The following is a 17,837-nucleotide window of genomic DNA, read 5'->3' as shown; positions in this document are numbered from 1 at the left end:
GCATTCCAGGTAAAATAGCCAAACAGACCGCTCGAAATAAATTTGATTTCGGGTAATTCCGTTTCTCTGAATTTATCTTTAAAATCGGTAATTTCTTCAATCAGGTTTTTACTTTCGGTAATCTCTACGGCACCATCAGGAAAATAAGTCTCTAATCGCGATCCCTTTAAAATAATTCCCGCTACCGGGTCGGCACAAACAAAACTCATCGAGTTTTCTCTGCTGTGGTAGTCAGAACTTTCTAACAGGATGCTGTTAGGATACACATCACGTAAGCGTAAATAAATGCTCACTGGTGTTGTGGTATCGGCAAGCATTTTTTTGTAAGTCGTATTAATTTTATACATGATAAAGGTAAATGGTGTAAGCTATAGGGCTTAAGGTTTGTATTTCGTATTTTTTAACAATAAAAAGCCCGGCGTGTGGTTCTACGCCGGGCTTTAATGGTTCTTTAATAAGGTTTAGGTTGATAAACTATATTTTGTTCATACGCAGCCAGCGCAATTCGTTCGAATTACTTTGCCAAAGCCATGTATGTATATTGTTGATCATGAGCAACAAAAATATAAAGAATTTCCAAAAATGGAAATAATTATGAAAATAAATTTAGTCCGAAGTTAGTAGTCGGGAGTCCGAAGTCGAATACAGCACAGGATTAATCTTGATTATCTATGCTTTTCGCCATGCGCCCAGCCCCCTGCTTTTTATAATTACTATGAAACCCCAAAAAACGATCTACCCGGAACTTCTTTTACCATTAATAAAATGGTTACAATAATCAAAATCAATGCTAAGCCAAAGAAAACTGAAATGGTACGGTGTTTTGCAACAGCGTCAGCAACTTTTTTCGATTTAGCATTACCAACAGTAATTAAAATAATCGCAATTATCATCATACTGATGTGCTCCATTTTAAAATAACGCACCGCTGGTGCACCGGCACTACTTAACTTATACCAGCCTTCGCTGAAATAAAGTACCAAACCAATCAACAATTGAATGTGTGCACTGATTAAAGTGAAAACATTTAGCTTTCTATCACCTTCTGTATAGGTTTTATTACCGAACCAGCCAGACAAAGCCCTAACAACGGCAATAATTAGCAAAAGAAAAACCACATAGCGCCATCCAGAGTGGGCACTTTTTAAAATATCGTTCATATCAATAAATTTCTATGACTCAAAAATAGACATTAATTGTAAAAAATAGGATATTCAACAGATTGAACGCTTATTTATATTAGTTTTAAACAAAAAAAACACTAAACTTATTATGAAGAAAATTTTACTTGCCATCGGGCTGGTATTTTCTACTACAATTCTGTTTGCACAGCAAACTTCCTTTCCCGTTAACGGTTCTTTCGATACCCGACCTGGAATGTTTGCCTTCACCAACGCAACAATAGTAGTTAATGCCAACCAGACTCTAACAAATGCCACACTTTTAATCAAAGGACAAACCATACAGGGTATTGGTGCTGGTTTAGCCGTACCTAAAGGCTACGTGGTAATCGACCTTAAAGGAAAATTTGTTTACCCCTCCCTAATTGATGCCTTTACCAGTTATGGCCTTAGCGAAACACCTGCACAACAGCGCGGTTTCGGCGGTCAACGTCAGTCTATTTTCGTTTCTACCAAAAAAGGTGCTTATGGCTGGAACGAATCAATCAGGCCAGAAACTTATGTAAAAAGCATATTTTCTACCGACAGCAAAAAAGCAGATGAATTACGTAAGGTAGGCTTTGGTAGTGTAAATGTAATTAACCGCGATGGTATTGCCCGCGGCGTTTCTGCTGCTGTAACTTTAAACGAGGGCGCAGATAACAGCGTATTCTTAAAAGATCAAACCGCAGCAAATTATTCGTTTAACAAAGGAACTTCATCAAACGATTACCCAACTTCGTTAATGGGTTCCATTGCTTTATTGCGTCAAACCTATTATGATGCACAATGGTATGGCAAACAAAAAGATGAGTTTAACATTTCTTTGGACGAATTTGGGAAACAACAGTCCATGCCACAGCTATTTGAGGTAGATGGATGGCAGAACATCCTGCGTGCCGATAAAATCGGAAAAGAATTTGGCAAGAAATACATCATTAAATCTACAGGTGATGAATACCAACGCATAAACGAGGTTAAAGCTACCGGAGCTAGTTTAATTATCCCCTTAACTTTCCCTAAAGCTTACGATGTGGAAGATCCTGCAGAAGCCAGAAACCTGACATTATCACAAATGAAGGGCTGGGAACTGGCACCAACCAACCCGGCAAGTTTAGAAAAAGCGGGAATTAAATTTGCACTAACTGCATTTGGCTTAGAAAACAGCCGCGATTTTTGGGCAAATATCCGCACGGCAATAGAAAACGGCTTAACCGAAAAACAAGCTTTACAATCGGTTACCGAAATCCCTGCTTCACTTTTGGGCATCAGCGATAAAGTGGGTTCCCTGGAAAAAGGAAAAGTAGCCAATTTTTTAATCTCATCTGATAACCTGTTCAAAAACGGAAACATTATTTTCGAAAACTGGGTACAGGGCAAACGTTTCATTGTTAACAAAATGGATGTGAGCGATGTACGCGGCACTTATAATTTAAACGTTGATGGTATTGGTGCTTTAATCCTAAAAATTACCGGAACAGGTGGCGGATCGACAGCCGCTATTGAAAGAACCGGTGTAGATAGTGTTAAAACCACAGCAACCTTTACCAGAAATGGCGATTGGGTAAGCATCAATTTCAACCTAAAGAAAAATCCTAAGGGTGATGTCCGGTTAAGCGGTTACATTACCTCGGCAAATCCCATTACCATCAAAGGCGAATCGGCTCTGGCTGATGGCAATACGGGAAAATTTACAGCAACTTATAAAGAAGCCGCAAAAGAAACACCTAAAAAAGAAGAGCTAAAAAGCACTTTGGCCATGGGGCCGGTAATTTATCCCTTCTCTGCCTTCGGAAGCCCTGAACTGCCTAAACAAGAAACGGTTTTAATTAAAAACGGTACCGTTTGGACGAATGAAAAAGACGGAATCCTCCAAAATGCCGATGTACTTTTAGAAAACGGAAAAATTAAAGCGGTTGGCAAAAACCTTTCGGCAAGCGGCGCAAAAGTGATCGATGCTACCGGTAAACACGTAACCGCTGGCATTATTGATGAGCACTCGCACATTGCAGGAGCAGGTGGTATTAACGAAGGTGCACAATCGGTTTCTGCCGAAGTACGCGTTGCCGATATCCTCAACTCAGAAGACGTAAACATTTACCGCCAGTTGGCCGGTGGTGTAACCACTTCACAAATTTTGCATGGGTCAGCCAATCCAATCGGTGGCCAATCGCAATTGATTAAACTGCGCTGGGGTAAATCGCCAGAGGAATTGAAATTTGCAGGTGCCGATGGCTTCATTAAATTTGCTTTGGGCGAAAACGTGAAACAAAGTAATTTCGGTACAGGTGCCCGTTTCCCGGTTACACGTATGGGTGTTGAGCAAACTTTTGTGGATGAGTTTACCCGTGCAAAAGAATATGAAAAAGCTTTATCAGTGAAAGGTAACAGCGTACGTAAAGATCTAGAATTAGATGCTATTGTTGAGATTTTGAACAACAAACGTTTCATTACCTGCCACTCTTATGTGCAGAGCGAGATCAATATGTTAATTCATGTGGCTGATAGCTTAGGATTCAAGATCAATACCTTTACGCACATTTTAGAAGGTTACAAAGTAGCCGATAAAATGAAAGCGCACGGCATTGCAGGTTCTACCTTCTCCGATTGGTGGGCTTATAAAAACGAAGTGGCCGAAGCCATCCCTTACAATGGAAAAATTATGCATAATGTTGGTGTAACTACGGCTTTCAATTCTGATGATGCCGAAATGGCCCGTCACTTAAACCAGGAAGCAGGAAAATCAGTTTTATACGGTAACGTTCCTGAAGAAGATGCTTTTAAGTTTGTAACCTTAAACCCGGCAAAAATGCTTCACATTGATGATAAGGTGGGCAGTTTAAAAGCAGGTAAAGATGCCGATGTGGTGATCTGGACCGCCAATCCGCTTTCTATCTATGCCAGGGCAGAAAAAACTTTTGTAGATGGTGTTCCTTATTGGGATATAGAGAAAGATGCGTTGGTAATTAAAACACAACAAGCAGAGAAAGCACGCTTGATCCAAAAGATGTTAGAGAGCAAAAGCAAAGGTAGCCGTACACAACGCCCATTGGGTGATGCACCACGCCTGTACAATTGCGAAACTTTAGAAAACTATTCAGCAGAATTAACCGAGAAAGAACATGCACACTAACATGAAAACATATTTATTCAGTCTGGCTTTATCGGCAACAAGCCTAATGTGTTTTGCACAGGCAAACCTATCGCCAGCTAAAAAACAAAGCAAAACCATTGCCATTACAGGTGCAACCGTGCATATTGGCAATGGAACAGTGATCGAAAACGGCACCATCCTTTTTGGCAACGGAAAAATTATCTCGGTTACCGCCAACGGACAGGTTCCACAGGATGATGTAATGCGCATTGTGGCTACAGGTAAACATATTTACCCAGGCATTATTGCCGCAACCACCAACCTGGGTTTAACCGAAATTGAAGCCGTAAAAGCAACATTGGATTTTCAGGAAATCGGCGATTTCAACTCGCACATCCGTTCTATTGTGGCTTACAATACCGACTCGAAAGTTCCGGCTACCTTGCGTAGCAATGGCGTGTTAATGGCTCAACCAACACCACAAGGCGGTACAGTTTCGGGCAGTTCATCAGTTGTTCAGCTCGATGCCTGGAACTGGGAAGATGCAGCACTTAAAACCGACGATGCCATGCACATGACCTGGCCAGTTACGCCACGTTTCAGAGGTGGTTTTGGTGCTTTCGGCAGACCGCAACAATCGCCAGAAAGCTTAGCAGAAAGAACGCAGGCTGCCATTGTGCAGCTAATATCCTTCTTTGCCGAGGCAAAAGCCTATTCGGAAATGGGCAAACCAGAAGTAATTAATACCCGATTCGAAGCGATGAAAAAAGTATTCGCTGGTAACGAAAAATTATTCATCGCGGCCGATAGTCAGAAGGATATTGTAGCAGCCGTTAATTTCGCTAAGAAATTTGGCATCACGCCAGTAATCACCGGTGCAGACGAAGCTTACCTGATCATCGATTTCCTGAAAGATAACAACATAACCTTGGTGGTGAAACAGCCTCATGCTTTACCCAACAACAATGACGACGATGTAAATATGCCTTACAAAAATGCTGCAATATTGGCTAATGCAGGCTTAAATGTGGTATTGAGTATTGATGGTTACTGGCAACAGCGCAACCTACCTTTTATGGCCGGTACGGTTACGGCTTGGGGCTTGGACAAAGAAAAAGCTTTATCAACCATTACCTTAAACGCTGCAAAAGCGATGGGCATTGATAAAACCACGGGCAGTATCGAAACTGGCAAAGATGCTACTTTCTTTATCTCTGCCGGTGATGCTTTAGATATGCGTACCAACAAAGTGGAGCAGGCTTTTATTCAGGGTAGGGATATTAATCTTGATAATCTACACAAACAGTTGGATAAAAAGTTCAGTGATAAATATATTGCTGAGAAGAAATAAGTTAACACCAGTTTAAGACAAACGGCCGATATTGATTTATCGGCCGTTTTTTGTTTTAATAGATTACTTTATTTGTAGATCATTAAAAAAATTTAGGTTAGTTATCTGTTTTTACCATTTAAGGAATGTAAGGACATATAAACTTAAATGCTCTTATATGTCTTAAATGGTTGATCGAAAATGCTGGTGTACGTGTTTGGTGACTATTGCACTTGCAGTGGCAAAAATGTAGTTTGCAATTAGATGCTTAAAAAAAGATGGTAACATTTCCTTAACACTACCGCCTAATATCAATTTATCTAAAACATTTTATCTTAACATCAGCACTAAAAACTACCAAGGACTAAACCTATTATTAATATTAAATCAGGATTCAATTAACAGCACATTAACATCTTTGTCATCATAAAAAATCAGAACTAATCATAATGAAATCTGCCTGAACAGCAAAAAAACAGGCTCAGGCAAGCTTTATAACCGTTAAAAAAACAAATGATGATGAAAAATTTACTTATTGCAGTGTTGTTCCTGTTTTGCCTTGTCCAGAACCGGGCATTTGCACAAACAACCCAGGCATCAATTTCGGGTGTAATCACCGATCAACAAAAGAAACCTACTCCTGGAGTTTCGGTGCAGATCAGAAACAATTCAACAGGTTTCACTACTAAAACATCTACCAACGCTCAGGGCGAGTATACTTTTAAAGAGCTTCCATTGGGTGGCCCTTATTCGGTAAAAGCCATTTATGTAGGTTTTGGCGAGCAGATCAGAAATGGCTATATGTTAAACCTTGGCGATGTGGTTAGGGTAAACGTTGCCATGCAGGAAGCTTCGCAGGATTTAGACGCGGTACAGGTCGTGGCTTCGGGTTTGAGGAACAAAGTTCAAAACTTTGGCGCTTCTACAGAAATTTCGGCCAAAACAATGAACCAATTACCCGTAAACGGGCGTAATTTTTCTAACTTAATGGATTTATCTCCTTTAAGCCGTGGTGGAAATATTTCGGGGCAGTTAGGTTCTTCTACAAATTATACCATTGATGGAATGAATGCTAAAAACCCAACATCAGCCGGTAGTACGACGAGTCGTAGTGGTGCGCCATATTCAATTTCTATTGAGGCGGTTCGCGAGTTTAAGGTAGTAACCAATCAATATGATGTTACTTTAGGCAGAGCAGGTGGAGGTACCGTAACTGCTGTAACTAAATCTGGTACAAACACAGTAAGTGGAAGCGCCTTTGGTTATGGCCGTGCAGATTGGTTAGCCAGCCGTTACGATATTAGAGGTGTAAAGCGCGACAATGATTTCTCTACTTATCAATATGGTTTTACTTTAGGTGGCCCGATTATCAAGGATAAATTACACTACTTCGTTGGTTTAGATCATCAGAAAGATGCTCGCCCATTAATTATTGCCGATGTTAATGGGCCCGCTGATGAAGCACGTTTCAGAATCACCAATAGTACTTTAGCACAGTTTTTAGATGTTGCCCGTACTAAATATGGCGTAGCAAATACACCTCAATATGGTTCCTTCGACAAAAAGCGCGGCTCGGATGCTGCATTTGCCCGTATAGATTGGCAAATTAATGACAGAAATTTATTAACCATTCGTGATAATTACACAAACGATAGAAATCCGTTAGGTTTAGCAGATAACACCGCGATAAATTTCTACGAAAGTTATGGTAACGATAAAAATGTCGACAATAATTTATTGGCCACTTTACGTTCAACCATAAGCAGCAAAATCACTAACGAATTAAAAATACAACATTTATATACTTTCCAGGCGAGTACCCAAAATGACGAATTAACAAGTGCCATTCCAAGAGCAATTGTAGGAAATATAAAATCTGACCTTGCTGATGGCACCAAGGGTATCTCTACTGCAATACAAATTGGTGGCCACCGTTTCGGACAAGAAGGTTTTACCAATAATGTTTTCCAACTGGTAGATAATTTTTATTATAATACCGATAAGGTTAAATATACATTTGGTGTTGATGTGATGTATACCAATGCAAAATCTCTTTATGGTAGTGAAGTGAATGGCCGTTTCGAATACTCAACTTCTCAGATTCAAGATCCTGCTTTTCCAAATGACCCTACAAAAAAGATCGAAGTTCCAGCGATTACAAACTTTAATAACCTTGCTCCAAACAGATTTTATCGTGAAGTACCTTTGGTTGCAGACCCAACTGTTAAAGCCGGCATTTGGAACGCCGCTATTTACGGCCAAATGCAGACTAAATTGGCAAAAGGTTTAGATTTTATAGGTGGTTTACGCATTGATTACAGCACTTATCCAAAATCGCCACTAAATCAGCAACTATTTGATGCTATTGGTGTGAGAACAGACCATGAGTTAAAACAATTTTTAATTCAGCCAAGAATTCAATTTAACTGGGATATTAATGAAAACCGAACAGACTTTGTTCGTTTCGGAGCAGGCATTTTCGGTTCGGATGTGAACAATTATGTGACCATTAATAACTTAACCTTTGATGGTAAACATTTAGCAACAGTTGATGTTTTCGGCGCAAATGTACCAACACCAAACTTTATAGGTTATAGAAATGGTACTGTTGCTACACCTTCATTAAGTGCTTTACAGGTACCAACTATCAATACTTATGCAGAAGATGCAAAAATTCCAGTGGTTTATAAAGCCAACTTATCATACAGTAAATTAATCACCGATAAATTTAAGGTTGGGATTACGGGTTACGCAACATTAGGACGTAACAACTACATGTATGTTGACAAAAATATGGCGGCAAATCCATTCTTTACCCTTCCTAACGAAGGTAACCGTGGTGTATTTGTACCAACGTCAAGTATAACAGCGAGTAATGGTGTTGCCGATTGGAAAGGCGGTCGTTTAACTAATCAGTTTGGCCGTGTGTTAGAATTAAATAGTAAAGGTAAAGTAAATCAATTCGCTATAGTTATAGATGCGACCTGGAATTATTTCAAAGATGGAGAAATCTCTGCAAGTTATACTTATAACGACACAAAAGATAATACCTCATATAATGGCAACGTAGCAAACTCCGCTACTTTATCTCTGCCTGTTAAAGATGATCCAAGAGATTTGAGCAAAATGTCTTATTCAGATAATCAGTTCCGTAATAAGATTGTTATTTATGGAACGTCGCCAAGTTTTTATGGCTTTAGATTAGGCGTTCGTTACTCTGGTATTGGTGGAACACGATATAGCTTATTGGCTGGCGGCAATATTAATGGAGATTTTGTGGCTACAAATGATTTAGCTTTTGTATTCGATAGAAACAATCAAAATATTGCTGCAAATATCCGAACAGGCTTACAGACATTATTGGATAATCCAGATGCAAGCCAAAGTTTAAAAGATTATATTAATAAATATTCTGGTCAGATAGCAGAGCGAAATGGCGGCGTAAATGACTTTTTTGGTATTGTTGATTTAAAATTAAGCTATCAACTACAATTAAATAAAAAGCACAGTATTGAATTCTCTGGAGATGTGTTTAATTTTGCAAACCTACTTAACAAAAAATGGGGTGTAAATGAAACTTTGGGCAACCAGGCTTTATATGCTGTTAGCGCATTCGATGCTACAAACAAAGCTTATACTTATCGTGTAAATAACACAGGTATTGTTACACCATCAGGTAACCCTTGGCAGATACAAATTGGTTTACGTTACGGATTTTAACAACCGTTTAGCTAAGTTTCTTAGCTTAAAGTCATAAAAAAAGGGAATGGATTTTTATCCGTTCCCTTTTTTTATGTTTGCATTAACAAACGGCAAAACTTAATGGGATTATTACTTAACTACCTGAAAAACCACAAGTGGATTGTGGCCTTAGCGTTATTGCTAGCAGGCATAAATATTGGTTTTTCACTTTTAGATCCATACATCACCGGTCGGATTTTAGACCGTTTTATCAATAAAAAAGATTCGTTAACGTACAACCAATACCTCTGGGGCTCCTTGGGTTTAATCGGGCTGGCTATTGGCGCAGCCATGGTTTCGCGTATCGCTAAAAACTTTCAGGATTATTTCACCAGTGTGATTGTTCAAAAAGTTGGTGCGAAAATGTATGCCGACGGCTTACAGCACTCTTTAAAATTGCCTTATCAGGTTTTCGAAGATCAACGTAGCGGAGAAACCCTGGGTATTTTACAAAAAGTACGTTTAGATTCGGAGAAGTTTATCACCGCCTTTATCAGTATCCTTTTTGTTAGTTTAATCGGGATGATTTTCGTCATCGTTTATTCGGTTTCGGTAAGCTACAAAGTTACCCTGGTTTATTTTTCTGCTATCCCGATCATCAGTTTTGTAAGCTGGTTTTTAAGCCGCAAAATCAAAACCATTCAACGCTCTATCGTTGGCGAAACCACAGCTTTGGCAGGTTCTACAACCGAATCATTAAGAAATATCGAATTGGTTAAAAGTTTAGGTTTGGCCGATCAGGAAATTGATCGATTGAATAAAACCACCTACAAAATTCTAGGTTTAGAGCTTAAAAAAGTGAAATATGTACGCAGTATGAGTTTCGTTCAGGGCACTACCGTAAACCTGGTTCGAAGTACGATGGTACTGGTGCTGCTTTTGCTTATTTTCGATAATACGATTTCAGCCGGGCAGTATTTTTCATTCCTTTTTTACTCGTTCTTCCTTTTCGGACCGCTACAAGAACTGGGCAATGTGATTTTAACCTGGCGTGAGGCTGAAGTTTCGTTAGGTAACTTTAAAAAGATTTTAAGTACACCGATTGATAAAAAACCTGAGAATCCAACTTCTATAGCAAAAATTAAGGATTTAACCTTTAACAATGTGGGTTTCAAACACCTAACAGCCAATAGAAATGCCTTAGATAATATTTCGTTTAAAACCCATCACGGGCAAACCATTGCATTTGTTGGTCCATCGGGTTCTGGAAAAAGCACACTGGTAAAACTATTGGTGGGTTTATATCCGGCAAAAGATGGTGAGATTTTATACAATGGTATCCCAAGTAACGATATCGATCTTGATGCCTTACGCGAGAAAATCGGTTTCGTAACGCAAGACACGCAATTGTTCTCGGGTACAATAAGAGAAAACCTGCTATTTGTTAACCCTAATGCTACGGATGAAGAATGTTATAAAGTTTTAAACCAGGCTGCTTGTCAGACACTTTTAGCCCGTGCCGATAAAGGTTTAGATTCGTTAATTGGCGAAGGTGGTGTTAAGGTTTCGGGCGGAGAGAAACAACGTTTATCAATTGCGAGGGCATTGCTCCGTCAGCCAGATATTTTGGTTTTTGATGAGGCTACTTCTTCTCTGGATTCGATTACAGAAGAAGAAATTACCAAAACCATCCGTTCGGTATCTGATCTAACCGATCACATTACCATTTTGATTGCCCACCGTTTATCGACCATAAAACATGCTGATAAAATTTATGTATTAGAGAAAGGCCAAATTATTGAGCAAGGACGGCATGAAGAACTAATTGCACAAAATGGTTTATATCAGGCTATGTGGCGCCAACAAATTGGCGAAAGAGTTGTTGAAGCTTAGGAACAAAAAGAATTTGTCATGTTACTAGCTCAAATAGAAAGCAACCAGATCGCAATTATCATTATCATAGCGGCCATATTATGGCTGGCCTTAATATTAACGGCATTGTATCATATATCGAGAAACAACAGCATCGGTTTCTCGGTAAAGGTGCTTTGGTTTATCATTATCCTGCTTGCTCCCTTTTTAGGTTCCATTATTTATCTAATCTGGGGCAAGAACAAGAAGTTTTAATTTACAATGGTCCGTATCCTCACGGACCATTTTTGTTTTTAACCACCAAGAAACAAAGGCACAATGTTTTTCTTGCATGAGGGATAGCAGTGGAAATCCTTTTTTGATTTTTCTTCAAAAAAGATTGTAACGGATAGCCCGACCCTTGCGCAGCCTGGGGCATGCCCAGATTATTTGCAACAAACTCGGCATAATGATGTTTAAAAACCGCTATCTAACAACCTTATTTTTTATAGCATAATAACTACCGTGAGTAATTAAATTTCAGAGTTGTCAACTTTCCAGCAAAAGGCTATTAAAGTTGGCAACTCTACACAGGGAATCGTCATCCTGAATTTATTTCAGGATCCACTTAGCATGAAAATCCGTATACCGAAATGTTTAGGCAGCAACTAAACAACTTTAGTTGTCTGTTCATTAATATCCTGCAAACTCAGTTTCGTTAAAGATTTCGTCTTTAGCCATGTAATTCCAGCAATTGCCAATGTCATCGTTCCTCCAAAAACTACCGATGGGATGGTACGCATCAACTTTGCGGTAAGACCCGATTCGAAAGCTCCGATTTCGTTTGACGACCCAATAAACATGCTGTTTACTGCCGATACACGTCCGCGCATTTCGTCGGGTGTTAACAATTGCATAATGGTTGATCTGATGATTACACTTACGCTATCAAAAGAGCCTTCTAAAAAGAGAAAGAAGAGCGTTAAGTAGAAATTTTTAGATAAACTCCAGCAGATGATGCTTAAGCCAAAACCGGTTACGGCGATCAATAAATTTCGCCATGGTTTGTTCATCGGCGAAAAACGCGTCATAGCAAGCATCGTAAAAACAGATCCTGCAGAAACAGCGGCCCGCATAAAGCCTAAACCCTCGGGTCCAACTTTTAATATATCATTTGCAAACACGGGCAATATGGCTACCGCACCACCAAAAAACACCGAAAACAGATCCAAACTCATTGCCCAAACCATCATTTTGGTTTTAAACACAAAATTTATTCCTTTAAGCAAACTCTCTTTAATATTTTCTTTGGGCACAAACTGCGGAGGGTGTACTTTTAAAAAGAAAATACAGATAAGGGCTATAAATACAAAAGAAATAATTACGATATAAGTTATGGTAATACCGAAGAAACCATAAGTTATTCCTCCTATTGCCGGCCCTAAAATAGAAGCCATCTGCCAGCTCGAACTGCTCCAGGTACTTGCATTTGGATAAAGGTTTTTTGGTAAAATCTGAGCCATTAAAGAGAATGTAGCCGGGCCGAAAAACCCTCTTGATATCCCCATCCCAAATACGAGTACATACATAATTAAGGCAATTAGATTAACCTTAAAATTAAACAGGGTAAAAATAATATCGAACTGCCCAAGGTTAAACTGCGGTAATGTTACCAGCAGCATAATGAGGGTACAAAGAAATACGCCTCCAAATACTTTGAGCAATAAGCCCCTTTTTTCGCTCTTATCTGCAACATAACCTCCGTATAATGCAATCCCTATAGCAGGAATAGCCTCACACAGGCCTACAAACCCTAAGGCCAATGGATCTTTTGTTACATGATAAATATAAATCCCAAGCACTACTGCCTGCATTTGATAGGCAAATGTGAAGAAAAAACGCATGCCTAAATAAGAGCGGAACTCCCTAAAGCGCAATGCGGCGTAAGGATCTGGTTTTGTAATAACCGAATTGAGGTCTGAATCTGTCACAGAAAAAAGTTTATTTGCAAAACTACGCTTTGAAAATTAAATACGGGAATGGCCAAAGGCTTAAGCTTACCTGTTTTTTCTATTGAAAAGTAAAAATATCCGATCGACCAGCTCCAAATATTATTGCATAAAAAACCCGATGAATAATATTATCCATCGGGTATCTAGATTGGTTAGCTTAGTAACCGGGGTTTTGTTCTAGTAAATTATTTTTGTTTACTTCATCTCGACTAAATGGCCTGAAATAAAGTTTATTGTCCCAACTTCTGTTTTCTTGTGCATTTTCTACAACTGGACTATAAGTATAATCATATACAGTAGGGTCATAATGGTAAGGGGCAGACATCGTTTTACCTGGTTTAAATTTACCCGTAACTTTGATGTAAGTAACCTTTCTGCCTAGTGTTTCGCCAGCAATTAACCATCTGCGCGTATCGTGATAACGTTGTTCTTCATAGGCCATTTCTATACGGCGCTCATGGCGGTAAACCTCTCTAAGGCCAGCCTGATCTGTTGCTGTAACCGCAGGCATACCCGCCCTGAAACGAATTTTATTCAACCAGTTTGTGGCATTACTCAATTCGCCAAGCTCAATACTCGCTTCGATATAATTAAATACCGCTTCGGTATATCTAAAGAAAGGCCAAGGCACATTTTGCGACATCGAGGCATCTACAATAGTTGGATCTGGATCGATAAATTTATGGTAGTAATAACCTGTCCAGCTGCCGTTCCAGTTTTCGATAGAACTTGCGCGTGTATCTAAACCTCTAAAGTCAATTCTCGTATTGTTATCCATTAAATCGTATACTCCAGTTTGGATTTGACTGGCAGGATCGACATTACCAGATGCTTTATCGCGGGGTTTCCAACCTGCACCATCATATAAAACTGTAGCGTAAAACCGTGGATCTCTATTTACATAAGGATTTGCTTTCTGTACCGGATCGTTCCAACTAAACTTTGTCCCATCCATCATTTCATAATCATCAACCAATAACCCAATTGGCGTATTTCCAGCCCAGTTATGGTAACCGTTCGGGCCATTTTGCTGTGCATGTTTGATATTGCTTTGGATGATAAAATAGCGGGCAAAAATAAGTTCAGATGCAGCTGATGCATCAATATTTGGTGCCTTGCTTGCTCCACCCATAGCTATACTTTTATAATTTAACCGGCCATCTGTTAGCGCAGCAGGGGCAGAAAGATTTAATTTATAACCAGTACCTAAATCCATAACGGCTTTGGCAGCAGTTTGGGCTAATTTATAACGGTCTGCTTGATTTCCACTCGCATAGCTTAAGAAATCTAATTTTTGCGCAGCTATTCCTGTAATTTTTGCATTAAGTTTCGCTCTGTCATGCAAGTCGCTTGCCGCATAAGTCAGCACTCTAGATTTTAATGCCAGCGCAGCAAGTGCAGTAGTGCGGCCTTTATCGAGTGTTTTACCTGTTAACAGCTTATTGGCTTCATCGCAATCTTTAATAATAAAATTCACACATTCTTCGTAAGTGTTGCGTTTTAATTTAAAATCATCAGTTAAAGCGTAGGTTTTGGTAATGATAGGTACGGCTCCATAATAACGCAATAACTGCTGATAAAAGTAAGCACGTAAGAAATAAGCCTCTCCCAGTAACTGATCTTTTAACGATTGGCTGGAAAGTCCATTATCGCCACCAACAATCCTTTCTACAGTGGTGTTACAAGCCCTGATGCGGTTATACATCTGTTTATAAGCCCAGGTATCATCTACCCAGCCTAATGTAGATGGGTTAATGGTTGCATTGTTGATCAGGTCGATTCCCCTTGTTGGGTGGGTAAACATCGCTTCATCCGAAACAGAAGCCAGCATTTGCTCAGAAAAACCGCCATTCCCCAATCCGTTATAGATATCGTTTACAAAAGCCTGTGCAAGTGCAGGGTCTTTCCAAACCAGCTCCGAAGATATTTTATCGGGCGGGTTTACATCCATAAAATCTTTCTTACAAGAAGCTGCAAGAAAAGTTATAAAAACCAATATATATAGATTTATATTTTTGTTTGTTGCTTTCATATTTTTCATCCTTTAAATTTATTTTCAACTGCGATGAAGCTATCATGATTTAAATATTCAATATGTGATTTTAAAAATGATGATGGTTTCATTATAGTTAATAAACTGTTATACATTTTTAAAAAGCGGCCTTAATTCCCATGTTGATTACCCTTGCCTGAGGATAGTACTGACCACTTGTATTGGTTGATTCAGGATCCCATATCTTGATTTTATCAAGCGTTGCCAAATTGAGGCCGTTTGCATAAACCCGTACACTGTTTAATCCAATTTTTTCAACCCATGTGGTTGGCAATGTATAACCCAACTCGACATTTTTTAGCCTGATGTAATTGTTGCTGCGCAGCCAATAGGTATTATTTAAGGCATTATTACTATCGGTATAATAAGTAGCGCCCCTGTTTGATAAACGTGGGTTTACTGAACTCGGATTCTCGATACTCCAGCGATTTTGATACGACCATTCTAAGAAATTACCTATATCCCCAGATTCGGTTATCCCTACGATTTGCATCCCCCCTGTGGCCCCCTGGATAAGTACAGAAAGGTCGAATCCTTTATATTGCAAATTCAAGTTTAGCCCTCCGGTGAAGGTTGGTGTTCCGTTTTTGTCTAAACGTATTTTATCATCCGCATTGATTTTACCATCATTATTAGTGTCTTTAAATTTCATGTCGCCAGGGCGAAGATTGCCGGTAAGTGCACTATAATTAAGCGTATTGGCATTAACTTCTGCCTGATCTTTAAAAACACCATCATAATCGTATACCAACCACGAGCTAGTTACCCTACCAGTAGAACGTTGCCACTCTGGGGCACCCGGTGTCTCATCCCAAAATATGATTTTATTTTTAGCATAACCACCATTYACACTCACGCCATAATTCCAATCACCTACGTGGTCGTTATAACTTAATTTAAATTCGAAACCTTTGTTATTTACTTTACCCAAGTTAACAGGCGGTAAACGGTCTGTAATCCCTGAACTTTCTGGAACCGAACTTCCTCTGCTGATCAGGATATTTGTACGTTTATTGTAGAAATAATCGAACTCAAGAGAGAGTTTGTTTTTCAAAAAGGATGCATCCAAACCAATGTTCGTATTGTTAGCAACTTCCCATCCGAAATCTAAATTAGGCACCTTGCCTTCGGTCAATGATTTTGTAATCAAATCATTAAAAACATAACTTCCAAAATTCATTAAGCTGAGGTACTGGTACTCTTGCAAGGCATCTCCAAAGTAGGCTTCAGCACCCATTTGTCCCCAAGAAGCTCTCAATTTTAGATTATCCACAAACCTAACATTGTCTTTAAAAAAGGGTTCTTCAGATAAGCGCCATCCCACCGATACGCCAGGGAAGAAACCAAAACGTCTGGCAGTTGGAAAAATATAAGAACCATCTACACGCCAAAGAAATTCGGCCAGGTATTTTTCTTTATAATTATAGCCTGCGCGTCCGAAATAACTTAATCGTGCACGGTTGAATAAATTGTTCGGGTCGCCAGGATTATTACCTAACGACTGCTCTTTCTCATCACCTGCCAATAATTGCTCAATTGCCGATGACAAGAAATATCTTCTGAATGCAGTAAAACCATCATTCGTTATTTTCTCGCGGGTTACACCAGCCATTAATCCTATAGTATGATCGCCGATTTTTTTATCATAATTGATCATACCCGTTAAGTTTACAGCCAATTGGCCGCCAGCTGTTTCTCTAAGTCTTGGATCGGTATATTGAGATCTTATTGTACCTGTTAATACAGGCGTTACTCCATCCGCTTGAAAAGTCTTCTTGTCCCAATCGTAAAGTGTCCATGGTAATTGCCAGTTTTTTTGCCTTCCAGAATATTTATCTATGGCTGCAGTACCGGTTACTTTTAATCCTTCTACACCTGGGATTTTAATTTCAACTTTACCTGTTGTTTGAAAGTAATCTCTGATATCTTTATTGTACCCTGTTAAATCAGTAGTAGAAACCACTGGATTATAACCATATTCAATATCTCTACCCGGCAAACCGTTAGGCCATATGGCTATTTCATTAGGACGTCCTCTCATTAAAAATCTAAATATATCGCCCGCACTAACCGTCGGAAAATTGCGGTTTTCCTCTCTCGCAGTTACACCCAACGTCGTGGTAATATATTTACTTACTTTTGCTTCCAGGTTAAAACGCATATCGTATTGCTGATAGCCAGTAGCAGAATTCTTATAGTATGCATCTTGATCAAGATAGCCGAGTGAAACCAGATATTTCACATTTTCACTGCCACCATTAATCTGAACATTATGTCTTTGTTGAGGCGACCAATTTTGAAAAACAGTTTTAAACCAATCAGTATTGGGATACCTTAAAGGATCTGAGCCGTCGCCGAATTTCCGGATTTCATCTGGTTTGTAAGCAGCATTAATCGTTTTACCGCCGGTAGATAAATAAGTACCTGTTGTTTTGAAACTATTCCACGCTGCCGACCATTCATTCGGATTAAGATCAGAGCCGAAAATATTCAGTTCATTTAAAATCTCAGCATACTGAGTGGAATTGGCCATTTTAGGTGTGCGTGTAGGCTGTTGTAGGCCATAACTAAAATCGTAAGAAAATTGTGGTTTCCCCGATTTTCCTAATTTGGTAGTGATGAGGATTACTCCATTTGCAGCCTGCGAGCCGTAAAT

The 17,837-nt window shown here is 39.3% G+C and carries 9 protein-coding genes and 1 pseudogene; 5 read left to right on the top strand and 5 right to left on the bottom strand.

Going from position 1 to position 17,837, the window contains the following annotated elements; translation table 11 throughout:
- Nucleotides 1-347: pseudogene (locus AC1DND_RS01515) on the bottom strand (anthranilate synthase component I family protein); the annotation flags it as partial.
- A gap of 366 nt (nucleotides 348-713) precedes the next feature.
- On the bottom strand, nucleotides 714-1,160 hold the full coding sequence (locus tag AC1DND_RS01510) for a cytochrome B (protein ID WP_477578525.1): 447 nt from the start codon (nucleotides 1,158-1,160) through the stop codon (nucleotides 714-716).
- 112 nt (nucleotides 1,161-1,272) lie between these two features.
- Between AC1DND_RS01510 and AC1DND_RS01505 the strand changes: the two genes are divergently transcribed.
- From AC1DND_RS01505 to AC1DND_RS01485, 5 genes are all read left to right on the top strand, one after another.
- Entirely contained in the window at nucleotides 1,273-4,293 is a 3,021-nt protein-coding gene (locus AC1DND_RS01505) for an amidohydrolase family protein (protein WP_477578522.1), read from the top strand.
- Nucleotide 4,294: 1 nt separating this feature from the next.
- Nucleotides 4,295-5,605 carry an amidohydrolase family protein gene (locus AC1DND_RS01500; RefSeq protein WP_477578521.1) on the top strand — a complete coding sequence of 437 codons (1,311 nt, stop codon included), beginning with the start codon at nucleotides 4,295-4,297 and terminating at the stop codon, nucleotides 5,603-5,605.
- 498 nt (nucleotides 5,606-6,103) lie between these two features.
- Complete coding sequence (locus AC1DND_RS01495; RefSeq protein WP_477578519.1) at nucleotides 6,104-9,304, top strand: TonB-dependent receptor; 3,201 nt, start codon at nucleotides 6,104-6,106, stop codon at nucleotides 9,302-9,304.
- 102 nt (nucleotides 9,305-9,406) lie between these two features.
- Nucleotides 9,407-11,158 (top strand): ABC transporter ATP-binding protein, encoded by a 1,752-nt coding sequence (locus AC1DND_RS01490; RefSeq protein ID WP_477578517.1) that lies wholly within the window; start codon nucleotides 9,407-9,409, stop codon nucleotides 11,156-11,158.
- Between the two features lie 18 nt (nucleotides 11,159-11,176).
- The gene (locus AC1DND_RS01485) at nucleotides 11,177-11,392 is read left to right on the top strand and encodes a PLDc N-terminal domain-containing protein (RefSeq protein WP_477578515.1); all 216 of its coding nucleotides are present in this window, start codon (nucleotides 11,177-11,179) and stop codon (nucleotides 11,390-11,392) included.
- Between the two features lie 392 nt (nucleotides 11,393-11,784).
- Here the strand turns inward: AC1DND_RS01485 and AC1DND_RS01480 are convergent, their stop codons facing one another.
- The 3 genes from AC1DND_RS01480 to AC1DND_RS01470 form a co-directional block, all read right to left on the bottom strand.
- Complete coding sequence (locus AC1DND_RS01480; protein WP_477578513.1) at nucleotides 11,785-13,107, bottom strand: MFS transporter; 1,323 nt, start codon at nucleotides 13,105-13,107, stop codon at nucleotides 11,785-11,787.
- 178 nt (nucleotides 13,108-13,285) lie between these two features.
- Nucleotides 13,286-15,160, bottom strand: a complete 1,875-nt coding sequence (locus AC1DND_RS01475; protein ID WP_477578511.1) for a RagB/SusD family nutrient uptake outer membrane protein — start codon at nucleotides 15,158-15,160, stop codon at nucleotides 13,286-13,288.
- Between the two features lie 118 nt (nucleotides 15,161-15,278).
- Nucleotides 15,279-17,837, bottom strand: a 2,559-nt coding sequence (locus AC1DND_RS01470) for a SusC/RagA family TonB-linked outer membrane protein (RefSeq protein ID WP_477578509.1), incomplete at its 5' end; no start/stop codon positions are given.

The sequence above is a fragment of the Pedobacter sp. 01N416 genome, assembly GCF_056399685.1.
The sequence above is the reverse complement of the archived record's forward strand: the minus strand, read 5'-3'. Positions and strand labels throughout refer to the sequence as shown.